The 23,722-nt window shown below is 47.6% G+C and carries 27 protein-coding genes; 23 read left to right on the forward strand and 4 right to left on the reverse strand.

All coding sequences use genetic code 11. The features are described from left to right. Positions 1 to 51 precede the first annotated feature (51 nt). The 7 genes from rlmN (at position 52) to spoVM (ending at position 6,161) form a co-directional block, all read left to right on the forward strand. Positions 52 to 1,122, forward strand: coding sequence for a dual-specificity RNA methyltransferase RlmN (rlmN, locus tag AC1DVJ_RS10975; RefSeq protein WP_477590639.1), 1,071 nt, complete (start codon positions 52 to 54; stop codon positions 1,120 to 1,122). 12 nt (positions 1,123 to 1,134) lie between these two features. Further along, on the forward strand, positions 1,135 to 1,899 hold the full coding sequence (locus AC1DVJ_RS10980) for a Stp1/IreP family PP2C-type Ser/Thr phosphatase (protein WP_477590640.1): 765 nt from the start codon (positions 1,135 to 1,137) through the stop codon (positions 1,897 to 1,899). Continuing rightward, positions 1,896 to 3,995 (forward strand): Stk1 family PASTA domain-containing Ser/Thr kinase, encoded by a 2,100-nt coding sequence (gene pknB, locus AC1DVJ_RS10985; protein ID WP_477590641.1) that lies wholly within the window; start codon positions 1,896 to 1,898, stop codon positions 3,993 to 3,995. Before AC1DVJ_RS10980 ends, pknB begins: the two co-directional genes overlap by 4 nt. Continuing rightward, entirely contained in the window at positions 3,995 to 4,927 is a 933-nt protein-coding gene (gene rsgA, locus AC1DVJ_RS10990) for a ribosome small subunit-dependent GTPase A (protein WP_477590643.1), read from the forward strand. The genes pknB and rsgA overlap by 1 nt, the downstream gene beginning before the upstream one ends. A 5-nt stretch (positions 4,928 to 4,932) precedes the next feature. After that, complete coding sequence (gene rpe / locus AC1DVJ_RS10995) at positions 4,933 to 5,583, forward strand: ribulose-phosphate 3-epimerase (RefSeq protein WP_477590645.1); 651 nt, start codon at positions 4,933 to 4,935, stop codon at positions 5,581 to 5,583. 16 nt (positions 5,584 to 5,599) lie between these two features. Further along, positions 5,600 to 5,845: a hypothetical protein gene (locus AC1DVJ_RS11000; protein WP_477590647.1), complete on the forward strand. Its 246-nt coding sequence runs from the start codon at positions 5,600 to 5,602 to the stop codon at positions 5,843 to 5,845. Positions 5,846 to 6,080: 235 nt separating this feature from the next. Next, entirely contained in the window at positions 6,081 to 6,161 is an 81-nt protein-coding gene (gene spoVM, locus AC1DVJ_RS11005) for a stage V sporulation protein SpoVM (RefSeq protein WP_036634233.1), read from the forward strand. Positions 6,162 to 6,265: 104 nt separating this feature from the next. Here the strand turns inward: spoVM and rpmB are convergent, their stop codons facing one another. After that, on the reverse strand, positions 6,266 to 6,454 hold the full coding sequence (gene rpmB, locus AC1DVJ_RS11010) for a 50S ribosomal protein L28 (RefSeq protein WP_029197753.1): 189 nt from the start codon (positions 6,452 to 6,454) through the stop codon (positions 6,266 to 6,268). Between the two features lie 248 nt (positions 6,455 to 6,702). Between rpmB and AC1DVJ_RS11015 the strand changes: the two genes are divergently transcribed. The 14 genes from AC1DVJ_RS11015 to AC1DVJ_RS11080 all read left to right on the forward strand — a co-directional run bounded on the left by AC1DVJ_RS11015 (position 6,703) and on the right by AC1DVJ_RS11080 (position 19,395). Beyond that, positions 6,703 to 7,062, forward strand: coding sequence for an Asp23/Gls24 family envelope stress response protein (locus tag AC1DVJ_RS11015; RefSeq protein ID WP_028558212.1), 360 nt, complete (start codon positions 6,703 to 6,705; stop codon positions 7,060 to 7,062). A gap of 29 nt (positions 7,063 to 7,091) precedes the next feature. Beyond that, a complete protein-coding gene (locus AC1DVJ_RS11020) occupies positions 7,092 to 8,831 on the forward strand; it encodes a DAK2 domain-containing protein (protein ID WP_477590648.1) in 1,740 nt (579 codons plus the stop codon). A gap of 47 nt (positions 8,832 to 8,878) precedes the next feature. Then, positions 8,879 to 9,739: a DegV family protein gene (locus AC1DVJ_RS11025; RefSeq protein ID WP_477590650.1), complete on the forward strand. Its 861-nt coding sequence runs from the start codon at positions 8,879 to 8,881 to the stop codon at positions 9,737 to 9,739. Positions 9,740 to 9,742: 3 nt separating this feature from the next. Beyond that, complete coding sequence (recG, locus tag AC1DVJ_RS11030; RefSeq protein ID WP_477590652.1) at positions 9,743 to 11,788, forward strand: ATP-dependent DNA helicase RecG; 2,046 nt, start codon at positions 9,743 to 9,745, stop codon at positions 11,786 to 11,788. A 99-nt stretch (positions 11,789 to 11,887) separates the two neighbouring features. After that, entirely contained in the window at positions 11,888 to 12,154 is a 267-nt protein-coding gene (locus tag AC1DVJ_RS11035) for a DUF1294 domain-containing protein (protein WP_477590653.1), read from the forward strand. Between the two features lie 192 nt (positions 12,155 to 12,346). Next, complete coding sequence (locus tag AC1DVJ_RS11040) at positions 12,347 to 12,634, forward strand: stage VI sporulation protein F (RefSeq protein WP_477590655.1); 288 nt, start codon at positions 12,347 to 12,349, stop codon at positions 12,632 to 12,634. A gap of 364 nt (positions 12,635 to 12,998) precedes the next feature. Then, positions 12,999 to 13,370 (forward strand): YhjD family protein, encoded by a 372-nt coding sequence (locus AC1DVJ_RS11045; protein ID WP_477590657.1) that lies wholly within the window; start codon positions 12,999 to 13,001, stop codon positions 13,368 to 13,370. After that, positions 13,367 to 14,644, forward strand: a complete 1,278-nt coding sequence (locus AC1DVJ_RS11050) for a DNA polymerase IV (RefSeq protein ID WP_477590659.1) — start codon at positions 13,367 to 13,369, stop codon at positions 14,642 to 14,644. The genes AC1DVJ_RS11045 and AC1DVJ_RS11050 overlap by 4 nt, the downstream gene beginning before the upstream one ends. After that, complete coding sequence (locus tag AC1DVJ_RS11055) at positions 14,641 to 15,168, forward strand: YhjD family protein (RefSeq protein ID WP_477590661.1); 528 nt, start codon at positions 14,641 to 14,643, stop codon at positions 15,166 to 15,168. Before AC1DVJ_RS11050 ends, AC1DVJ_RS11055 begins: the two co-directional genes overlap by 4 nt. Before the next feature lie 155 nt (positions 15,169 to 15,323). Further along, positions 15,324 to 16,004, forward strand: coding sequence for an SOS response-associated peptidase (locus AC1DVJ_RS11060; RefSeq protein ID WP_477590662.1), 681 nt, complete (start codon positions 15,324 to 15,326; stop codon positions 16,002 to 16,004). A gap of 37 nt (positions 16,005 to 16,041) precedes the next feature. Next, positions 16,042 to 17,205 (forward strand): metallophosphoesterase, encoded by a 1,164-nt coding sequence (locus AC1DVJ_RS11065; RefSeq protein WP_477590664.1) that lies wholly within the window; start codon positions 16,042 to 16,044, stop codon positions 17,203 to 17,205. A 5-nt stretch (positions 17,206 to 17,210) separates the two neighbouring features. Next, the gene (locus AC1DVJ_RS11070; protein WP_477590666.1) at positions 17,211 to 17,753 is read left to right on the forward strand and encodes a hypothetical protein; all 543 of its coding nucleotides are present in this window, start codon (positions 17,211 to 17,213) and stop codon (positions 17,751 to 17,753) included. Between the two features lie 42 nt (positions 17,754 to 17,795). After that, a complete protein-coding gene (locus AC1DVJ_RS11075; RefSeq protein WP_477590668.1) occupies positions 17,796 to 18,809 on the forward strand; it encodes a CobW family GTP-binding protein in 1,014 nt (337 codons plus the stop codon). Between the two features lie 127 nt (positions 18,810 to 18,936). Continuing rightward, complete coding sequence (locus tag AC1DVJ_RS11080; RefSeq protein WP_477590670.1) at positions 18,937 to 19,395, forward strand: Fur family transcriptional regulator; 459 nt, start codon at positions 18,937 to 18,939, stop codon at positions 19,393 to 19,395. A 72-nt stretch (positions 19,396 to 19,467) separates the two neighbouring features. On the opposite strand, the gene AC1DVJ_RS11085 is transcribed toward AC1DVJ_RS11080, so the two are convergent. Next, positions 19,468 to 20,523 carry a polysaccharide deacetylase family protein gene (locus AC1DVJ_RS11085; protein ID WP_477590672.1) on the reverse strand — a complete coding sequence of 352 codons (1,056 nt, stop codon included), beginning with the start codon at positions 20,521 to 20,523 and terminating at the stop codon, positions 19,468 to 19,470. A gap of 118 nt (positions 20,524 to 20,641) precedes the next feature. After that, the gene (locus tag AC1DVJ_RS11090) at positions 20,642 to 21,139 is read right to left on the reverse strand and encodes an N-acetyltransferase family protein (protein ID WP_477590674.1); all 498 of its coding nucleotides are present in this window, start codon (positions 21,137 to 21,139) and stop codon (positions 20,642 to 20,644) included. A gap of 154 nt (positions 21,140 to 21,293) precedes the next feature. Here AC1DVJ_RS11090 and AC1DVJ_RS11095 point away from each other — a divergent pair, with 154 nt between their 5' ends. Beyond that, positions 21,294 to 21,578: a hypothetical protein gene (locus AC1DVJ_RS11095; RefSeq protein WP_477590676.1), complete on the forward strand. Its 285-nt coding sequence runs from the start codon at positions 21,294 to 21,296 to the stop codon at positions 21,576 to 21,578. A 100-nt stretch (positions 21,579 to 21,678) separates the two neighbouring features. On the opposite strand, the gene AC1DVJ_RS11100 is transcribed toward AC1DVJ_RS11095, so the two are convergent. Beyond that, a complete protein-coding gene (locus AC1DVJ_RS11100) occupies positions 21,679 to 21,849 on the reverse strand; it encodes a hypothetical protein (RefSeq protein WP_477590678.1) in 171 nt (56 codons plus the stop codon). Positions 21,850 to 23,153: 1,304 nt separating this feature from the next. Here AC1DVJ_RS11100 and rsmD point away from each other — a divergent pair. Further along, complete coding sequence (gene rsmD, locus AC1DVJ_RS11105; protein ID WP_477590680.1) at positions 23,154 to 23,717, forward strand: 16S rRNA (guanine(966)-N(2))-methyltransferase RsmD; 564 nt, start codon at positions 23,154 to 23,156, stop codon at positions 23,715 to 23,717. Positions 23,718 to 23,722 lie beyond the last annotated feature (5 nt).

Here is a 23,722-nt window from a genome sequence, read left to right on the forward strand (position 1 = left end):
TTGTGTTAAAATATTGACAAATAGACGAAATAACAACAGGTTGTGATAAATGTGGGTATAAAGCCGTATGAGAAAGAGAAACCATTTGTTTATGATTTGAATTGGGATGAGTGGCAAAGCTGGGTAAAAGAAAACGAGGAGTCCGCGTTTCGTGCCGGTCAAATTTTTGATTGGTTATATATTAAACGCGTTTTCAGCTTCGATGAGATGTCGAATTTGCCGAAAGCACTTCGTGACAAGCTGAAGGATCAGTTTGATTTCGTTACCCTGTCCGAGATTACCAAATTTCAATCCCAAGATGGCACGGTCAAGTTCTTGTTCGAGCTTGAAGATAAGAATGCGATTGAAACCGTCGTAATGAAGCATAACTACGGCAACAGTATTTGCGTAACGACCCAAGTCGGCTGTCGAGTAGGCTGTACTTTCTGTGCATCTACTTTAGGTGGGCTAAAACGCGATCTGCGTCCAGGCGAGATCGTCGCCCAAGTTGTGAAAGCGCAGAAGTTGCTCGATGAGACGGAAGAGCGTATTTCCTCGATCGTGATCATGGGGATTGGCGAGCCGTTTGAAAATTATGAAGCGACCATGAATTTCCTGCGTGTCATGATTCACCCGAAAGGATTGAACATCGGGCAACGTCACATCACGGTTTCCACAAGTGGGATCGTTCCGAACATTTATAAGTTCGCTGATGAGAATTTGCAAGTGAATTTGGCGATTTCGATTCATGCGCCGAATGATGCACTAAGGTCGAAGCTAATGCCTGTTAATCGCAGGTTCCCTTTCGTTGATCTCATCGAAGCTTGTAAGTACTATATCGCGAAAACGGGCAGACGGATTACATTTGAATATGCCCTTATGGGTGAAGTGAATGACCAGCCTGAGCATGCAGAAGAGCTGGCGCTTATCTTGAAAGATATGCCGCTCAGCCATGTGAATCTGATTCCCGTCAACTTTGTTGCTGAACGTGATTTCAAACGTACACCCAGAGATGATATTTTTACCTTCCAACGTATTCTGGAGAAGGGCAAAATTAATGCGACCATACGCCGTGAACAAGGCAGTGATATTGCTGCTGCCTGCGGACAACTGCGAGCGAAGCATATGGAGAGCAGTAAATGAGGTGAGAGCCGGATGAAGATGGTAAGTCGTACCGATATTGGTAAAGTCCGTCAAGTCAATGAGGACCGTGCCGCCATCCACCATCAGCTGAATGGTCTATCTTTGGCTATTGTTGCGGATGGGATGGGGGGGCATCAGGCTGGCGATATTGCCAGTCAAATGGCCATTGACACGATTGGAGCGCAATTGCAATCCATCCATTGGGGAATGTCGGTGGAAGCCTGTAAGCAAATACTGAGGGAAGCGATTGAGAAGGCGAATGAGGAGATTTATGCTTTTGCGTCGGGTCAAGAAAAGTACCATGGGATGGGGACGACAGTCGTTGCCATAATTGCTTCACAGGAGCTTCTCATTATCGGACATATCGGGGATAGCCGTGCGTATAAGCTGACAGGGGAATCCATCCAACAATTAACGGAAGATCATTCCTTAGTTTACGAGCTTGTTAAGAATGGGCAGCTTACGATGGAAGAAGCTGACCATCATCCAAGACGTAATTGGATTACACGTGCACTTGGCACAGAGCCTAGTGTAGAAGTGGATCTGTATGAGTACACGTGGCGTCCAGACGATGTTATTCTCATTTGTTCGGATGGTTTGAGCGGGTTGGTTGACGATGCTGATATTTTGCGAATTGTTCGTGCGAGCGAGCGATTGGAAGATGCGGCAGAGGAGTTAATCCAGAGCGCGCTTCGCGAAGGCGGAGATGATAATGTAACGGTCCTTTTATTTGCACATGATCAGGATTCGGACGGAAAAAGGGGTGATGGGAATTGATCGGTAGAAAGCTTGGAGGCCGCTATGAAATCTTAGAACGCATTGGCGGAGGCGGCATGGCTTTGGTTTATAAAGGGCATGATTTGCTTTTGAATCGCAAGGTGGCAGTCAAAGTGCTGCGTCAGCAGTATGTACATGATGAAGAATTCATTCGTCGGTTCCGCAGAGAAGCTCAAGCAGCCGCTTCCCTATCTCATCCTAATGTTGTCAGTATTTATGACGTTGGGCAAGAAGAAGATGTCCATTACATTGTGATGGAATATATCGAAGGCAAAACGCTGAACGATTTAATTAAGGAAAAGGCGCCACTGCAGGTGGAAGATGCTGTTCATTTTGCAAGTCAAATTGCAGATGCACTAGATCACGCTCATCATAACGAAATTATTCACCGAGATATTAAGCCGCATAATATTCTGATTGGCAAAAACGGCCGTGTGAAGGTGACCGATTTCGGTATAGCTAGAGCCGCGACATCATCCACGATTACACAAACCGGCTCTGTCGTCGGTTCTGTTCACTATTTCTCGCCTGAGCATGCGAAAGGTACGAATACAGGAGAGAAATCTGACTTGTATTCGCTTGGCATCGTGATGTATCAAATGCTGACCGGTCGACTTCCATTTCTCGGGGAAAGTCCAATTTCCGTCGCCCTGAAGCATTTGCAGGAGGATGTGGAAGAGCCGCGCAAGGTGAATCCGCTGCTTCCTCAAAGTGTGGAGAATATTATTCTCAAGGCGATGCGCAAAAAGCCGGAAGAACGGTATCAATCTGCGAAGCTAATGATGGCGGATCTCGATACATGCTTGGCTCCAGATCGTCGGAATGAAGCGAAGATTGCCTTCTGGGATGCTTATGGCATGGATGAAGAGCGTACACTAGTTATGCCAGCCATTCGCGCTGATCAGCTAGCTCAATTCGATGAGGATGATGATGAACCAGACAAGCCTGTTTGGCGGGAAGAGCCTGCTCCTTCTAAAGGTAAAGGTTGGATTAAGCCGCTGATCTGGATTGCTGTTTTATTAATCGTGCTGGGTGCTATGTGGTATATGGTTGGTTATGTGAAAGGAATGTTCGCCATTGAAACCGTTGAGGTCCCGAATGTGGTGAATAAGACGCTGACGCAAGCGCAAGCTGAACTGACGGTCGCTAGATTAGGTTCTACGGTTGAGTACGATGCGGATAGCAAGCTGCCGAAAGATACGGTTATTAGCCAGGATCCGAGTGGTATGCGTTTGAATGTGGGCACGAAGGTGACGCTTTATGTAAGTAAAGGTGTACCTAAAGTTAAAATGGACAACTACGCGGGTCAGACCTACAAGGATGTCAAATTGAAGCTGCAGGCGCTTGGCATTAAGGATGAGCAAATTACGATTACACAAGAGACAACCGACGCTGCGCCAGATATAGTGTTGAAACAATCACCACTTGCGGGTGAAGAGTTTGAGGTTGGCAAAGCCGTGATCGCCTTTACGGTTAGTAAAGCGAAAGAAACGTTCAAAATGCCAGATCTTGTTGGTTCGACGGAGGCAGAGGCTAAGGCGCAAATCACGAAGCTGAGTCTGAAGCTCCCTGTCAATGGGATTACACGTGAGAAGAGCTACAAGGTTGCTAAAGGGCGGGTTATTGGACAGTTTCCTTTTGACAAAAATCAGGATGTATCCGTTGGTTCTGAAATTTCGTTAGTCATTAGCGATGGATTGCCAGAGGATGCTGGACAGCTCACGGTTAGTGTACCTGTGAAGCCTGTGGCAGAAGGCAAGGACTCTGTGTTCAAAATTATTGTGAGCGACGCCCAATATGAGAACTTCGAATACTTGACGGAAAAAGTATCGAAGCCGCAAAATTTGGATGTCAAAGTCATTGTTTCACCGGACAAAAAAGCCGTAATCTTGATCAAAGAAGGAGACAGCTTGGTTAATTCAATCACACGTACCTATCAAGATTATTTGGATCAAAAGAATGGGAAAACCGTATCTCCAAGTCCTTCACCAACTCCGAAGCAACAAAATACCGGACCAGCTATACCCGTTGGCGGGAATGGCCAAGGACAAACCGGTGGAACTGCTACTAAAGCACCTTCTGGAGGGGCCAATTAATGCCGCAAGGACTCATCGTCAAGGCGCTTAGCGGTTATTATTATGTATTGCCTGAAGGGGTTGCTCTTCTGGAGGGTAATACGGTGACCTGTCGTGGAAGAGGCGTGTTCAAAAATAGAAATATAACGCCTCTTGTTGGAGATCGTGTCGTGTACGAAGCCACGGAGAACGGGGAGGGAACCGTCACGGAAATCCTTCCTCGCTCTTCGGAGCTCATTCGTCCGCCGATTGCGAATGTGAACGTGGTCGTGCTCGTTTTTTCGGTTACAGAGCCTGTTCTGAATACGCAGCTGCTGGACAAGTTTCTGGTGCATATTGAAAATACGGGTATCGATGTGTTGTTATGCTTCACCAAAAGCGATTTGTTGACGGACACTGATGACGCTGCTTCTCATGCCAAAGAAATGACTGCATCGGAATTTGAACGGATAACGACCCTTTATGATGGAATCGGTTATCCCTTCGTTACAACGAGTTCCAGACTAGAAGAGGGTGTAAAAGCGATTCTACAGCATCTGGATGGCAAAGTTAGTGTATTCGCTGGGCAATCTGGTGTCGGTAAATCCTCTTTACTGAATAAAATGATCAGCGGTCTTGATTTGGAGACGAATGCGATTTCTCAGAGATTAGGAAGAGGAAAGCATACTACACGTCATGTGGAGCTGCTGCCGCTTGCTAATGGCGGTCTTGTTGCCGATACGCCGGGCTTCAGCCAGCTGGACTTTATGGAAGTTGAAGCAGAAGGGCTTAGCAGCTGCTTCAGGGAGTTCGCGGCTGTTGCAGAAGGCTGTCGCTTCAGAGGCTGCTTGCATTTGCATGAGCCAGACTGTAAAGTGCGGGACGGCGTTGCCACCGGTACGATCGCTGCCTCTCGTTATGATCACTACTTGTTATTTTTAACTGAAATCAAGGAACGGAAGAGGAGGTATTAGGCGTAATGGTATATGTAGCACCTTCTATTTTGTCTGCCAATTTTGCCAAGCTTGGCGATGAGATTAAGGCAGCTGAGCAAGGTGGAGCGGACTGGATTCATGTTGACGTCATGGACGGCCATTTTGTGCCCAATATTACGATTGGTCCACTGGTTGTTGACGCGATTCGTCCAGTCACCAAGCTGCCGCTTGATGTTCATTTGATGATTGAACAGCCGGACCGTTATATTCCTGATTTTGTGAAAGCAGGTGCGGATCTGATATCCGTGCATGTAGAAGCATGTAGACACCTTCATCGGACGCTTGACCTGATTAAGAAAAGCGGCATTAAAGCCGGCGTTGTGCTGAACCCTGCTACACCAATCTCGCTCATTGAGCATGTGCTGGATGAGCAATTGGATCTCGTGCTGATTATGACGGTGAATCCAGGCTTTGGTGGGCAGGCTTTCATCCCAGGGATGCTGAATAAAATTCGCGCTCTGCGTGAGCAGGCGAATGCGAAGGGGCTCACGGGGCTTCATATTGAAGTTGACGGCGGTATCAATGAGGTGACAGCTCGGCAGGTCATTGAGGCGGGGGCTGATGTCTTGGTAGCCGGCAACGCCGTATTCGGGCAACAGGACCGTGCTGAGGCCATTCGGCGAATACGCGGCTAAAAGGGGACGAAGGACAATGAGATTTCTCTGGCTAATGATGTACAGCCTGCTTTGTGCGGTATTATTGACGTGTTTTTCAACGATTGACGATTTCGTGAAGTACATTTTCTCACTTGGCGCCCTCTATGTAGGGATGCGGTTCTTCCGCCGATTTGAACAAATTAGCTTCCGCGTATGGTTTATTGTAATCTCGGTATTTTTCTATTTCGTTTTCAGTTTAATTGTTGCACTGTACAATGAGGTGGGCATATCCGCTCCATAGCCGCATACATATAGTTACAAGAGTGATGCGCTCTTGTAGCTTTTTTTGCTTTCTGGAAGCAACTGAATTGTGGGAGGAAGTAAAAATAGATGTCACTTTTTCTCCGCTCTGGGCATACACTGTTGTAATGATGTTAAGGAGCAGTCATGCACGCCCGCGAAGCGTTTGCTCAAGAAGTCAGGGAGCTGGCTTATGAAGCCAGTTGTCTGGCGAAAACTCTAAGGAGGGGTAGAGAATGAAATTCTACACAATCAAGCTGCCGAGATTTTTGGGAGGATTCGTGAAAGCCGTACTTAATACGTTTAGTAAAAACTAAGGTTTGCCCATACTTACGTCATTCTCCCCAGGAATGCAAAAAAAGCACCGATTAAGGTGCTTTTTGTCATTCACATAAGTAAGTTAAGTATCCGCAGCTACGAATTAAACGCGAGCCACTTTTCCGGATTTCAACGCACGAGTACTTACGTAAACCCGTTTCGGTTTACCATCAACGAGGATGCGAACCTTTTGAACGTTAACTCCCCAAGTACGCTTGTTTTTATTGTTAGCGTGGGACACGTGATTTCCTGAACTAGGACTTTTACCTGTAATGAAACATTTGCGGGACATGTTTGACACCTCCTTCGGCAGTATACAAAGAAGCCTGGGTGGCAAGCCTAAGCTTGACATGACAGTATTCCTCAAAATAAATCATGTGATACGTGATGCAACCAGCAAAAACACACTTAAACATAATAGCATAGCAAAAGGAGCCGAGTCAACGAATTGCCTGCACTTTTGCCGTTTATTTATGAAGTATGTTATAGTACAATGAAGATTAGTCTTGGTAAAGCGAAACTTGAAGGAGTTGTTACATAATGCCGATTGAACTCACAACCGAGTATGGAAAAGTGTATATAACCAATGAAGTGATTTCAACTCTGGCCGGATCGGCTGCATTAGATTGCTATGGACTTGTAGGCATGGCAACAAGAAAGCAATTGAAGGATGGTATAGCTGAGCTGCTAGGGCGAGACAATTTGAGCCGCGGTGTTGAAGTTCGTAGAGAGAACGGGCGACTTGAAATTGATCTTTATATTATTGTCAGCTATGGAACCAAAATATCCGTAGTAGCAGGTAATGTCCAAACGAAAGTCAAATATATTTTAAATGAAGTTGTAGGGTTGCAGGTGGACGATGTGAACATCTTTGTTCAAGGCGTTCGAGTGGCCAAATAATAGCCCGATAATCAGGAAGGGGAATCACTTTGAGTAAGCGCTTTATTTCAATAAATGGAAATGACTTCACTGCCATGGTCTTGGCGGGTGCGGATAACCTTCGCAGGAATGTAGATAAGGTTAATGGATTGAATGTTTTCCCTGTACCCGACGGAGATACTGGCACCAACATGAATTTGACACTCACGGCAGGCTGTGAGGAACTGAAGAAGAAGCCATCTTCTCATATTGGGAAAGCAGCTGATGCATTGTCCAAAGGGCTACTGATGGGCGCAAGAGGCAATTCAGGTGTGATTTTGTCGCAATTGTTCCGCGGTTTCGCGAAGCATGTGCATGATTTAGAAAGTGTGAATGTCCAGCAGTTCGCGGCTGCCTTGCAGCAAGGCGTAGAGACAGCTTATAAGGCTGTTGTAAAGCCAGTTGAGGGTACGATTTTGACTGTATCCAAAGAAGCTGCTAAGCATGCCGTACAATATCGCCGCAGCAGCGATCTATTGGATTTGATGAACGAAGTTTTGGGCAAAGCGAAGGAAKCACTAGCGAAAACCCCGGATCAACTAGCCATTCTTAAACAGGTGGGTGTTGTTGACGCAGGGGGTCAAGGTCTTGTATGCGTATATGAAGGCTTCGTCACGTCGTTAAGCGGCGGCTTGGTGCAAGTGGATGAGGACTTCGCTACGATGGATACAAATCTAGGTGAGGTATCTCTTCTTCCTGGTATGAACTTGGCCAAAGAAGTACATGCTCATATGCCGGCACAAGCCCATCTAGCTACAGAAGATATCGAGTTCGGCTACTGCACGGAATTTATGTTAACGATTGCTCCTGGCAAGGTCAAGGGCTATACGTTTGATGAAGGCACGTTTCGTGATCAACTTAGCAAGCTAGGAGATTCGCTCCTTGTTGTTGCTGATGAAGAGCTCGTGAAAGTGCATATTCATGCGGAATACCCGGGCGAGGTTATGAATCAAGCGATGAATTACGGCGCTTTAAGCCGTATCAAAATCGAAAATATGCGTGATCAGCATTCACATATATTAGAAGATGTGACGCATGGGTACGAGGCCCCTGCGGCTGTTTCTACTGCTACTGCTGTTGCTGCTCCTAACAAACCGTATGGTTTTGTAGCTGTTGCACTAGGTGATGGGATTACGGACATTTTATCCAGTGTAGGTGTGGATGTCGTGCTATCAGGCGGACAAACCATGAACCCAAGCACGGAGGATATTGTGAACGCCGTGAACAGCATTGATGCGGACACGATTTATGTGCTTCCGAATAACTCGAACATTATTTTGGCCGCGCAGCAAGCGGTTGATCTGGTCGATAATAAAACACTGATCGTCATCCCATCGAAATCCATTCCTCAGGGACTTGCAGCCATTTTGGCTTTCCAAGAGAAGGCGGATGTACGGACGAATACGGACGCGATGAATGGATCATTGCAACGTGTAAAATCCGGTCAAGTGACATATGCCGTACGTGATACGAACATGGATGGTATGGACATTAAACAAGGTCATTTCATCGGTATCCAAGATGGCCGTATTGTCTCTTCACAGCCAAGTCTGATGGATGCGTGCAAGAAGCTGCTCGAGGAAATGATCGATGATGGCAGCGAAATTGTTACGATCCTGACGGGCGAAGATGCCACTGAAGAAGGAACGGACGAGCTGGAAGCATTTATTCAGACGATGTATCCGGATATAGAAATTGAACTTCATCCTGGTGGACAACCATTGTATGCCTACCTGTTATCGGTTGAATAACAGTGTACAAGCAGGTATTGTAAATTCGTGTGATTGGAGTGAGCCCTGTGACAAATATTCGTATTGTAACGGATAGCACGGCCGATATTCCATTGGCCGTCAGAGAAGCGTTGAACATCGAAATGGTGCCGCTCAAAATTAATTTTGGCGAAGAACAGTATCTGGATACGGTGACGCTTCAGTCAGAGGAGTTCTATAGGAAGCTAACCTCATCCACACAATTCCCAACAACGTCAACGCCGTCACCAGGTGAGTTTCTGGAGGTCTATCAAAGCTTGCTGGAAGAGCCCGATACGGAGGTCATCTCCATTCACTTGTCATCAGCGTTGAGTGGAACCTACAGGACGGCTGAACTGGCTTCTACGCTGTTAGAGGGCGATCAGATCGGTAAGGTTCACCTTATTGACTCCTGTTCTGCCTCTTATGGGATCGGAGCACTCGTTCTGGCTGCTGCTGAGGCTGCTCAAGCTGGGAAAAGTGTCGATGAAATCGTAGCACTTGTTCAGACGATGAGAGCGAATTTTTATATTTATTTCCTTGTCGACACGCTGGAGTTTCTTCATAAGGGCGGCAGGATTGGCAAGGCGTCAGCGCTGTTTGGCTCCTTATTAAATATTAAGCCTATTCTTACTTTGGACAGCGCGGGTGAAGTGACCGTCGTTGATAAGGTTCGCGGTAACAAAAAAGCGATTGCACGCATTCTTGAGCTGCTGGCGGCGGATGTGTCTGACAAGACGATTCGCTCGCTGCATATTGCTCATGCTAATAATTTGGAAGGTGCGGAGCAGCTGCGAGAGGCCATCGTGCAGCGGTTTGGTGTGGAGCACGGGGATTATATTACCCTAGGTCCAGTCATTGGCGCACATGCTGGACCAGGTACCATCGCAGCCTTCGTGAGTACGGTGTAAGAGATGGATTTAAATCAAGTTGAAGTACGTGAAGTCCATGGAGTTGGCGCTCAAAAAGCACTTGAGCTAAACGCCATGGGCGTTTTTACGGTTATGGATTTACTGGAGTATGTTCCGTTCCGGTATGAGGATTATACCGTTCGTGATCTAGCCAGCGTGAAGGATGGTGACCGTGTCACCGTGAAGGGCTATATCATCGGCGAGCCGGTCCTGCAGCGCTACAGCGGCAAATCCCGCCTATCCTGCAAGGTGATGGTCGATGATTTCTTGCTGACGGCGGTGTGGTTCAACCGCCATTTCTTAAAGGATCGCTTGCGGCCGCAGCAGGAGATTCTCCTGACTGGCAAATGGGACGCCAAGCGTCGCCAAATGAGTGTGTCCGATTCGGAATTTCCCGGACAAGGGGATTCGAATACCGGCACGATCCAGCCGGTCTATTCGGTTGCGGGCTCTATTACGCAGAAATGGATGCGTAAGGTGATCGGGCAGGCGCTGACGCAGTACAGCGCCTTGATCAGTGAAGTGCTGCCGGCGGGCATTACCGGCAGATACGGGTTCATGCCGCGCAGCAAGGCGCTGGCTGTCATCCACACGCCGAGCGGCGTGGAGGAGGGCAAGCAGGCGCGCAGGCGCATGGTGTATGAGGAGCTGTTCCTATTCCAGCTCAAGCTCCAGGCTTACCGGGCTGTGACGCGCAGCCGCACGGATGGGTTGAAGCAGCAGGTTGATCTGCCTGCTGTGCGCGCCTTCGTGCGCGCGCTCCCCTTCCAGCTGACGGAGTCGCAGAAGAAGGTCGTCGGTGAGCTCCTGCACGACATGCAGGAGCCCTACGCGATGAACCGACTGCTGCAGGGCGATGTCGGTGCGGGGAAGACGATCGTCGCGGCCATTGGGCTGTACGCGACGGTGAAAGCAGGCTACCAAGGCGCGCTGATGGTGCCGACGGAAATTCTCGCTGAGCAGCATAATCGCTCGCTGAGCAGCTTGTTCGAGCCCTACGGGCTGCAGGTCGCTTTGCTGACCGGAAGCTCAACAGACCGCCAGCGGCGGGATCTGCTGGCCTCTTTGCAGATGGGCTTGATCCATGTATTGGTCGGGACGCATGCGCTGATTCAAGAAGATGTGTATTTCCGCCAGCTGGGACTTGTCGTGACGGATGAGCAGCATCGCTTTGGGGTGAACCAGCGCAGCATTCTGCGACGTAAAGGGATGAATCCCGACGTACTGACGATGACGGCGACGCCGATCCCGCGCACGCTGGCCATTACGGCGTTCGGCGATATGGACGTTTCGACGCTCCGTGAGCTGCCGAAGGGACGTAAGCCGATTAAGACGTACGCGGTTCAGCATGCGATGCTGGAGCGTGTGCTCGGTTTCATCCAGCGCGAGGTGGCCGCAGGACGTCAGGTCTATGTGATATGTCCGCTCATCGAGGAGTCGGACAAGCTGGACGTGCAGAATGCGATCGACGTCCACATTCAGTTGCAGCAGCAGTTTCCGCAGATGCGGATCGGCCTGCTGCACGGTCGTATGAGCGCGCAGGAGAAAGAAGCGATCATGCGCGCCTTCAAGGAAGGCAACGTGGAGGCGCTCGTGTCGACCACGGTGATCGAGGTCGGCGTGGACGTGCCGAACGCCACGCTCATGGTGATCTACGACGCCGACCGCTTCGGTCTGTCGCAGCTGCACCAGCTGCGCGGCCGGGTCGGGCGGGGCGAGCACCAGTCCTTCTGTGTGCTCATCGCCGACCCGAAGACGGAGGTCGGCAAGGAGCGCATGAAGGCGATGACGGAGACTACCGACGGCTTCGAGATTGCTCGGCGCGATCTCGAGCTGCGCGGGCCGGGGGATTTCTTCGGCACGAAGCAGAGCGGGCTGCCGGAGTTCCGCATCGCCGATATGATGGCGGATTTCGAAATCATGGAGCAGGCGCGAGATGATGCGGCCGAGCTTGTCGGCGACTCGTCCTTCTGGACGGGAGCTTCTTTTATGCCGCTGAGGGCGTATTTGGAGCGGGCTCATATTTTTGACAGCGAAGTGCTAGATTAGTAGATAGCCTGTGAGACAGGTTGACCCATGGCGGTGTTCCCTCTTAAGATAGGAGTAGCTGTTAGCTGCATTATTTTATGGAATCGAAGGTGATCTGCCGTGACTTATTTTCTTGTTTATTTATTGCTGATGAATATCATTACGTTTATTGAGATGGGACATGACAAAGGGCAAGCGAAAAAAGGTGGACGTCGTGTACCAGAAAAACGGCTGTTTCTATTCGCTGCTCTCGGCGGTGGGATTGGTGGTTGGCTGGGCATGCGGGTGTGGCGGCACAAAACGAAGCATACTTCCTTTGTCGTTGGCTTTCCACTGCTCGTTGCGTTAAATTGCATCTGCGTCATCCTAATCGCCATGTATATGTAGAATGAAGGGACAGCTGCCGGGAACGGTGGCTGTTTTTGCCGTTTCAGGATGAGAGAACTATGAGAAATCACCCCACATGACCGATCACGTTGCGATCCGACTTTAAGGCATTTGCTTATATAAAGCTGTCTCAGTCAAGTTTGCCTACTTTCACTCATAGGATAGAGCATGACGGGTATCGGAGGTGCGGGTATGAGTTATCAGCAATATGGCATCGATCCTGCGCTCGTGGAGCGTGTGAAGTTCAAGATGAAAAACCCTGAGGTGAAGGAACGCATCAAAATGCTGCTGCAAGGCGTCACGAAGGCAGATTTGCAAAATACAGCGAAAGTCACGCGCTTAATCGGTCTTGCCGCTGGTATTTTCGGTGAGAAACTCAGCGGAAACCAGACGCACCAGATTTTAACATTTATCATTGCTCAAAAGATTGATCCCAATAATACGTTTCACTTGATTCGATTATGGTCTATGTTTCGATAGTTATACGATGAAAACGCCACATGCGGAGCGCAAGATGCTCTGTTTGTGGCGTTTTTTGTGTGAGGACTAGGAACTAATGGCATAACGGGGAGTGACGCAAAGTTCTCCTGTGATATTTGGTATCCTTCCGTTGAAATCCAATGTAATACATTAAATGTAAGAAGAGAGGAGTCGGGACACGCACTCGCCTGTGGTGATTGGCACATTTTTCAATAAATAGGTATAAATAGGGAATTAAATAGTAATTAGCTGTAATAGCTCCTGTTATTACAAAAAAATATCCAAAAAACCACTTGCATAACGAATACGTGTTCGGTATATAATATGGAAAAACGAATATATGTTCGCATATGGTGGTGAGAACATGAGTGGTATTTCAAAAGTAGAGACAGAAGAGGATGTTCAAATGATTAAGGAATACACGCTGTTGCCGATTTTGCTTGATATGCTGGCAAGAGATATGGAGGAGCTTAAGGTTTATAAAGATAAAATTGTTTATAATCACATTCTTTTTTACCTCAGAGAGGTTGAGATGGCTATTTATCCAGAATTACAACGGTTGAAAAGTAAGATGAAGCAGCGAGATATTAAGGTGATTCACACGGAAATGAACGCTTTAGGCATTAATGTAGAGTACAAAGTTCGAGGTTACATTCATCATTTCACGATGCTTCGTAGTTTGGTCAAGGCTGAGCTTATGACTACGCTGATGAATATGCGGGGGGAATTGCGATGAGTAAGGGGAACAAGGGTGGGGAACGAACGATCTTCCTGGCAGACTGTCAGAGCTTCTACGCAAGTGTAGAAAAGGCCGATCATCCAGGTCTAGAGAATAAGCCGGTTGCCGTTGCAGGAGATCCTGCGTTAAGGTCAGGTATTATTTTAGCCGCCTGCCCTGTTGCCAAAGGATTCGGTGTCACGACGGCCGAACGGTTGGGTGAAGCACTCAAGAAGTGCCCCGAGCTGATTGTCATGCGGCCTCGGATGCAGCATTATATCAATACTTCGCTGCAAATAACCGAAATTTATGAGGAAGTCACAGATCTTGTTGAAGTTTTCAGTATTGATGAGCAATTCCTAGATGTCACAGGGAGTCTACCGTTCTTTGGAGATGCGATGACGATAGCGACAACGCTGCAGCACAAGGTGCTCAAGCAAACGGGGGTTAAGATTCGCATCGGCATTAGCTCCAATAAAATCCTAGCGAAAATCGCAACGGATATATGGGCAAAAAAGAATGAAAGCGGCATTTTCACGCTGCTTCCATCCGCTGTCGAGGAATACCTGTGGGAGCAACCAGTCAGTAAAATGTTCGGTGTTGGCTCGCGGATGACGACGCATTTTGCCAAGCTGGGCATGTATACGATCGGCGATGTGGCACGAACACCGCTGCCGCAGCTGAAACAAAAGTTCCGCGCGCGCTTCGGCAAGCAGTCGGACATCCACGCCGAGGTGATGTGGCGGACGGCGAATGGATTGGACGACAGCCCAGTCACGCCAGGGACTTTTGATACACCTCCGAAGTCCATTGGCCATATGATGACGCTGCCGAGGGACTATGCGGAATCGTCGGAAGTGAATACGATCCTCATGGAGCTGACGGAGGAAGTGTGCCGGGACTGCCGGCGCAAAGGTTATATGGCATCTATCGTGACGGTCAGCTGTATGTGTAGTCCGTTTGATGCCCCGACGGGCTTCTCGCGCCAGATGAAGATGCCGGATCCGACGAATCATACGGGTACTGTTTTTCAAGCTGTGAAGCAGCTTTTCTATAAATTCTGGGATACTATGCCTGTTCGCCGTGCCGGCGTGATGCTGAGCCAGTTCGTGGACGATGAGACGTATCAGCTCACTCTTTTCGAAGATCAGGTGAAGGCGCGGGAGCTGGAGAAGGTGACGGATAGAATTAAGGATCGGTTCGGCAATGCGGCGATTGTTCGCGCGTCCTCCTTGACGACAGCCGGCCAAGCGCAGGTTCGTTCGCTCAAAATCGGAGGTCACTATAAATGAGTAAAAAATTGCAGAATAACGGTTTGTGGGAGTCGAGCCGTATGATGCTGCCCCAGCACAAAGAAGCTTTTCAAAGTCAACGTCACGACAAGCCTGTCCCTACGAAGCGCCCGACTGCGGATGATATTGGCATTATACGAGAATCTGTTCTGCTGCCGCTCATGCATACGATTATTTTGCGAAGGGCTCGCGAAGTGGAGCGTTCCTCTGAGATGCTACGAACACTCTATTCGAAGGTGGCCCAGGTGTTGGCCAAGAACATGCATGCTGATCTAGCGAAAGTGAAGCGGCATATGCTGGAGAATGACATGCACGTTGCGGAAGAGGAGAAAGACGATCAAATGATCCGATACCGGTATAGATGCCGAGAGCATGAGGATCGGTTTACGATGACAAGAGACTACATGCGTGCGGAGATTGGTGCGAGAATTGGTCGGTATGCAGACAGTCTAGTCACCACCATCTATGGGACGGATCCACGTGTGAGTGTGTTAGAGACGGCGGAAACGAAGAAGAAATCGTAAGTGTATCACACAAAAACTTAACTAGAAGCACCCGTACACTGCACAGCCTGAAGAAGAATGCTTCTTTGGGCTGTACGAATTGACGTAAGCTTATCTTTTTTCCATAATGGAGAGAGGGAATTGGATAACCGTGTGAAGGAGAAGGATGTTTACCGATGTGCGGACGCTATACGATCACTGTAACGCTGGAAGAATTGATGCTGCGTTATGATATGTACGATACCTATATGCCCAGATATAGCCCCAAATATAATGTAGCACCCGGACAGCAGGTGATGGCGATCGTTCATGACGGGCAGCGCAACAAGCTTGGTGAGCTGCGTTGGGGACTGGTTCCGGAATGGGCCAAAGATGAGAAGATGGGCTACCAGATGCTCAATGCGCGCTCTGAAACCTTGGCGGACAAGCCTGCTTTCCGCAAGCCTTTTGAACGTAAGCGCTGCCTCATTCCGGCTGATTCTTTCTATGATTGGAAAGGGACGGGCAAGCATAAGCAGCCAATGCGCATTATGTTGCGCAGCAAGGAGCTATTCAGCATGGCCGGGCTGTATGACACATGGACATCCCCCGAGGGTGTGCGCATATCAACGTGTACGGTCATCACAACTGAATCGAATGAGATGATGAAGGATATTCATGAGCGTATGCCGGTCATTTTGCCGCGTGAAAGGGAAGCGTTGTGGTTAGATCGCAGCATCAAAGATGTGGAGCAACTGAAGCCATATTTACGACCGTATCCTTCGGAGTTCATGATGGCATACCCCGTGTCGAGTCGGGTGGGCAATGTACGGAATGATGATGAGGCATGTATAGAGCCGATAAGCCTTTTGCTTTGATGGTAGATGGTAGGAGAGAATGGGAGCGTCAAGAATTATGAGAAATGGTATGGTACTTCGGATCGCAATTATACTTGCAATTGTAGGGGGGATCAATGGCTATATAGGCTGGCACTTGAAGGTTTTTCTATCGCATCTGCTGGGTGATTCCTTTCATCCTGGACTATATTGGCCTGTATTCTGGGTCGTTGCGTTCTCGTACATCCTAGGTCGGTTTGGAAGACGGGTGCTGCCGCCAACGCTAGCAAGTACGCTGAGCATCATGGGTTCGTACTGGTTAGCTCTCATCCAATTTGGCATACTTCTGTTGCCAGTCACTGATGTCGCAATCGGTGTGCTTTATGCAGCATCGGTTTCGTCAGCTACCTTTGTGCCTGTGCTAGGATGGATTAACGTAACGATTGTACTTATTCTACTCGCAGTAGGCTCTTATTTTGCACGGACACCGATCATCCGCAAGTATGAGATAACGATTCCCAAGCAAGCGGGKGACAGGGAGCAGCTTCGGGTCGCAGTCGCATCGGACATTCATCTAGGTGCAGTCGTCGGAAACCGCCATTTGCGTAAGCTTGTTAAGCAGGTGAATACGATGAAACCGGATTTGATTTTGCTGCCAGGTGATGTCATTGATGATGCTATTGAGCCTTTTATTCGTTATAAAATGGGGCAAACCATGCAAGAGCTGCAGGCTCAGCTTGGCATTTATGCCGTGCTTGGCAACCATGAATATTACGGAGGACATGTCCCGGCCTTCGTGGAACAAATGGAACAGATTGGCATCCGTGTGCTCATGGATGAAGTCGTTCATCTGGAGAAGCGGCTGTACATAGTGGGGCGTAAAGATAAAACAGCGGAACATTCCGCTGAAGGACGTAAACCGCTCGCCTCCTTGATGGAGGGAGTAGACCTTGCGCAGCCGATTATCGTTATGGATCATCAGCCGCACCAGCTAGATAAGGCTGAGGCGGCAGGCGCTGATGTGATGCTATCCGGTCATACACACCGCGGTCAAATAGCACCGAATCATTTGTTCACGAGGCGGATCTTCGAACTCGATTGGGGCTATCTGCGCAAAGGGAACCTACACGCGATTGTATCCTCAGGCTTCGGCACATGGGGGCCGCCGATCCGTTTAGGCAGTCAATCCGAAATCATTGAGCTGATTATTCATTTTACAAGTAACGACAGAGAAGAGGGCTGACCTATATGCAAGAACTGGAGAAGAAACAAATTACCCCTGTGGAGCTGGCAGCAGCGATGATGCAGTTCACAATGAAGGGCATAGAGAATGGCTGGGACACGTTGAAACCTGCTGTAATGGCCTATTTACCTCATCCTGTCTTAACGATGGCCAAAGAAGATGAGCTGTTAAGTGACATTTACGTAGCAGCCTTGGCGCTGGAGATTTACTGTATCCCGCACGCTTTTGAGGAAGAAACAGCACGCTTAGTTAGCTTAGGCATGGGCGAGGTGATGGCTTCAGACAACTTAGCGGAGCATCGCTTATCGGAATCGATCGCGCAGTACTATCTCCCGCGGCTGGAGGCTGTAGCCGAGACAGATCCTGCTGAATTGGCGCTTGAGCTTGTCCAAGAAGCGGCGAAAATCCTCTACGAGCGCATAGAGCTTCCGTTGAAGCCGGCAGATCCAGGTACAAGCCTGCTTTGGGCAAGGTTATTTCCTTTTTTAGCTGGAATCGTTGGGAAATGGCCAATTTTGGCCACGAAATTTGAAGTGAAGTCAGAGTAACAGTGGGCGTGAGTAGCCCGAGGACGGAGGTAAGTGGCAGGAATGGCAAACAAACGAGTTCACGTATATGTCTTATCTGGATTCCTGGGGAGTGGTAAAACGACCTTGCTCACCAAGGCGATCGATTATTTCACCGAAGCGGGGCGCAAGCCAGCCGTGATCATGAATGAAATTGGCGAAGTGAATTTGGATGGACAGTTAATAGCCAATGAAGTACCCATGTCTGAGCTGCTGGGCGGATGCATTTGTTGTTCTAGTCGTGGCGATCTCGCGACAGCCTTGAACGAATTAGTGACAGGGGAGCAGCCGGATTTGATTTTCGTCGAATCGACGGGGATTGCGAATCCAATGGAGATTATTGATGAGGTAACGGATGCTTCGCTAATACTTCCGATAGAGCTTTCAGCTATAATCACGGTTGTGGATGCACCGCAGCTGCTAGAGTTGAACCGAACAAGTCGCGGCAAAACCTACCGGCTCATGCGGGACCAAATCCGTTGTGCCAACCTGATTCTGCTCAACAAGACTGACCTGCTGCAGGAATCGGCGCTTCAAGAAGTGCATGATCTCGTACGGGAATGGAATCCTTACGCGGATTTACATTATACCGTGTTCAGTCAGATCGATATCAAACTTATAGAAGACATTCACACAGAAGCTTCTGGCGGGGTGCGTATGCAGTTAGCATCGAACGATGAGACGCAGCCGCATAGCCATGAGCATCACCATGAGGAAGATCACCATCACCATTCACATAACCATGTGATGGCGTATACCCACTTTTTTGAGCAGGCCGTGGATAGCAATGCGTTTGAGAAATTCGTAAGCAAACTCCCTCAGGAAGTGTATCGTGCCAAAGGGATTCTCAGCTTCTCGGATACATCGAGTCGGTTCTTATTCCAATATGCGTACAGAGAAATGGATTTTGTGAAAATAACGCCCAAAGGCGATGTGCCTGACGTAGCCGTCTTCATCGGAGAGAACTTCGCCAAGGATGTCATCCGCGCGGAATTACTGAAGTTAGAAGCCGTATCTGATACAGGGAAGATCAACTAGCGGGAAAGTGTAAGTCCTCAACACATGTTGAGGATTTTTTCGTGGTACAGTTTCCGTCATCGTTCACTTGACGCAGGAGGTCCATTTGCTGCACTATAATAGGAGAAGATTTCAACACAGAGGGGTAATGCAAGTGAGTACGCATACGGATACGATCGATGAGATGCTAAGAGCGATGTCGCAGAAGGGCTGGCGAATTACAGAACAGCGCAGAAGCTTAGCGACCTTATTCGCAGAATCGGGTAGTTATTTATCGCCGAAGGATGTTTATGAGCATATGAAAATGAAATATCCAGGCGTAAGCTTCGATACTGTGTATCGTAATCTCCGATTGTTGAGTGAGATGGGTGTTCTGGAGCAATTTCATTTGGCGGATGGCTTGAAGTTCAAAGCGAGCTGCTTGTCACACCATCATCATCACATGATTTGCGTCAGCTGCGAGAAGACCGTGACGTTTGAGTTCTGCCCGATGAAGCTTGTACAGGATTTGCCGGAGAGCTTTGAGATTCAAAGCCATCGGTTTGAAATATTTGGCTATTGTGCAGATTGTAAATCAGCAATACCTGCCTCTCAGGTGGGTGAGTAGTTGTCGTTATATTCAAATGGAAAAATAAGCAGTCTGCTGGTGAACCCGGCAAGGCTGCTTTTTTGCGTGGAACTATTTGCTTTTGGTCACGTGAAGCAGCTCGGGAACCGTGACGAACGTATAACCAGCAGCCTTAAGTTTACTAATTAAAGGTCCAATTGCTTGCACAGTCCCTGATAAATCTTGGCTGTCTGCCCCTCCAGAGTGCTGGAGTATAATGGAGCCGGGCTTCGTCTGCTGCATGATATTCTGAAGGACCTGATCGGAATTCAGTGATTTCCAGTCTAGGGAATCGACATTCCAGTTCACGATTAAATAGTGATGATCAGCGATCCATTTGACCTGCTCTTCATTAATTGCGCCATAGGGGGGGCGAATTAATCTAGGGGTGTAGCCGATAAGTCCCTGGAGCACACTTTCGGTACGCTCAATTTGGTTTTGAAATTTATCCACAGAGAGCTTCGGTAGATTCTCATGACTGTACGAGTGATTGCCAATCACATGGCCCTCATTCACGATACGCCTGATGATGTCGGGATGCGTGCTAGCCATTGCACCAAGTACGAAAAAGGTTGCTTTCACTTGATTCGCTTTCAATGCATCAAGTACTTTTGGTGTAAACCGCGTATCGGGTCCGTCGTCAAAGGTTAACGCAACCTTCTTCTCTTGACTTGAGCCGCGGAGCTTGAACGTGTCGGGGTATTTAACAACTAACTGTGAGAGTGTGAGCTTTTTCTGAGTGATTCTTATTTGTCCTTGATTTTTTTGAACGGGCAAAGAAGGTCTCTTAGAAGCTTCTGGTTGTATAGCTGTTTTTTTGGGGCTCATCTTAGTCTTCAAGCTGGGCGTCAATGAAGGGCTCGGTGTATCGCTTGGTGCCCGTGTAGGTGCTGTTGGCATCGCGGAAGATGAGGGTGAGCTCGTTGGTGACAACAGGCTAGTTCGCTTCTGTGAACCTGCAGCAGCGTCTGAAACCGTGAAGTCCCGACTAGCTTCTGTGGATGTCTCGGCGACACCCGGATGGGAATGTTGGGCTGAGTGCTGATCTTGAAAAGGCTTTGAAAAAGGCACACCGCAGCTGGTTACTAGCAAACAAACGATGCTAAAAGACCAAAGCCGTTTGGTCATGGCAATCCCTCCGAGCATTATGACTATGCTCTAGGTTTTGTTAGGGCGGGGCATCTTATCCAGTGTAAATAACGGAAACAAATGGTCTTTATAGATGGTAACGTAAAATATGAGCCGATCATGAAATGATTTTCTGAAACGTACATATATCTAAAAATTGTCCCCATTTGAATCCAACTTCTTTATAATGCGCACATTGCTGGTAGCCATTACGGGTGAACATGTGGATGCTTGCTGAATTATCCGCGCAAACCGTCGCAATTAAAGAGTGGAAGCCGCGCTCTTTGGCGATCGCTTCTACATATTGAATGGAAGTGGAGCCTAGGCCTTTGCCGACGCATTCTGGATGAAGATAGATCGTCACTTCACCGGTTGAATCATAGGCTTGCTTTTTCTTGTGGGGCATAACTTGAACATAGCCTTGCGGCTTCTCTTCTAGCAGAATCACGTAGGTCTGATAGCGCGGGTTGGCGTGAACCACACTTTCCGTAAACTCAGATAATGCAACGGGCTCCGTATGGAAAGAATAGGTCGTATGAACAACGAAATGATTGTAAATATCCATCAGAAAAGGAATGTCAGACGTCTCTAGTGGTTTGAAGGTTAGGGTAGACATGATGTGGCACCTCGCTGAGTGTAATAAACGATTTTCAATATATGTTCCACGGCAGAAGCGATAAACCTTCTTCGTAACGGCATTTTTCAAATAGACATTCCGTCCTAATCCATGTATCTTAGATATAATATCTACTAGAATTAGGGGGAGTCACATGTCGGGTAATTCAAGTTATATTCTCGTGATTGTCATTGGTGTCATCGTACTAGCTGGCCTGACTTACATGAATCTTCGCAAAATAAGCAAATCCACAGCTGATTTGACACAGCTTAAGAAAAGAACGCTTCTCTGGAGCGAAATCTCACTTGCATTGTTCGTTGTGCAATTGTTTTTCAGAGATCGAAATGGCGGATTCTTGTTGTTCTTTGGTATCCTGACCGTGTTTACAGGGGCGCATTACTTAGGGGTTTTATATTATACACGCAAAAGAAATCGATAAAAATGAAGAGGCTCTCCACGTAGATCGTCTACGAAGGGGAGTCTCTTTTTTACCACATAAGGATATAAATTTTCGACCACTGAAAAATGATTAGTACATTCTAGTCGTTCCAATTCGTTGGCTTCGTCTTTGTCGGCGTTTTCCAATTCTGATACCATTTCTTCTTCTGTTTCTGTCCCATTAATGTTCGCAACTGCAGCATCACAAGCTTGGCGCGGTCTTCATCGGCATACTTGTCACGCAGATTCTCAAATACAGGTTGATCTTTCATGGCTTACCTTCTTTTCTGACTGTAGGATGAATGTGAAATAAAGAGAATATATGTTCCTGTTTTGATTATAGCATAAAATGGAAGAGGGGATCAAGGGAACAATATGATGCCATTCTTAGGCGAATAGCTCACCGCGGCGTAAGTCGCATAAAGACGCTTGGTAAGGCTATGTATATACAAACCTTGGACGAAGTAGATAGAGGAAAAGGCTGCCGATATCTGTCGGTAGCCTTCTTCATTGAGTTATAGTTTTCCTAAATTGAAAGAAAGTGTAAGCGTACATTTAAGTATAAAGAGATCGTAACTTAACTGTCCTTTTTCCCGTAAGTTTCTGATAATATCCCAAAAGCATCAATTAGTTGCTTGCATTTAATGCCACGTATTTTTTGGTGGATTTTCACAATTTAACTCTAAAGTGTAATAAGCACCACTATGATTAGAATACTCGTAAATATAAATAAGGCCTCGCAATTCTGGCCGTAACATAACCGCCTAGCCAACTTAAAAGTAAAGTTATTAGAAGTACAATTAAAAGGTAAAAGGCATTTGAATAGATCAATCCAGGTGCATCGTGAACATTACTAGGAACTGCTTTGATAAGAATAAAAACAAAAATGAACCGACAGACCATTGAACTGATCTGTTCTACGAGAAAGCCTAAGAATAAAGAAAGTATACTAATTTCTTTAAAGATCCTCATTTATTTCCCCCTCAACGATAACCAAAAGTAAACTTTTTCTGTTGTGTATATTACAGTTAACATTTATTTCCTTTATCAATTCAATTGAGGCAAGTTTGGGTTAGGAAAGAATGAATCGAACTTACTCGTCGCTGCTTGATCTGCAGATTGAATAGCATGTCCATACACGTTTCATAGTTGTAGAAATGTTTGAGTGATCATAACCAATTATAGTAGGCTATTTTATGTTTAGATTTGTTAACTTTGAAAATTTTCGTCCCTAAACGGTCCCCAAGCTAATGTTGTATTATCTGTTCTAAATGAAATTTCTGTACTGTAATAGTAAAATAAACCCTTACACAGTAAGGGTTTGGAAAACTGTCCTATAAAATAATAACGACGGTCGTTTGCACGACCGTCTCATGGGAGAGGAGAAACCGGATGAAGAGCTTATGGGGAAACGTAAGCCTTCTCCGCGGTTGTCTACGACATTCTCTGATGTCGATAGTTCAAGCATGACCGATTTACGGTAAATTTATACATCGAAGGGAAAAATTTTTGTGTCAGATTAGTGCTTGTGGTACGATAGCAACAGAATGAACTAGCATGAAGGGGAAACACAAGGATGAGAGTGATTTCAGGCACGGCCAAAGGCCGGTCGTTAAAGGCTGTACCCGGTACAAGCACACGACCAACAACAGATAAAGTGAAGGAAGCGATCTTCAGTATGATCGGACCTTATTTCGACGGAGGGCAGGTGCTTGATCTGTTCGCCGGAACGGGCGGGCTGGGCATTGAAGCAGTAAGCCGTGGTATGGATAAGGCTGTATTTATTGATATCGAGAAGAAAAGCATCGACACGATTCAACACAATGTGGAAATAGCTAAAATGAAGGATCAGGTGGAAATTTACCGTACGGATGCCGCGAGAGCGTTAAAGGTATTGGCGAAGCGGGCGGAGCAATTCCAACTTGTATTTCTGGATCCCCCCTATAAGATGAAGGGGATCGCAGAGCTAATGACGAYGATGGAGGAACAGGCCATTGTGGAGGCGAATGCGACGATCGTGGTCGAGCACGATGCCAAGGATGTACTGCTAGAAAGCATAGGTGGCTTCAAACAGCTACGCAGAGCGGACTATGGAGATACGGCTGTTACCATATTTAAACGCGACATCGCGTCCATATGAATCAG

This window comes from Paenibacillus sp. P4_A9 (assembly GCF_056402415.1).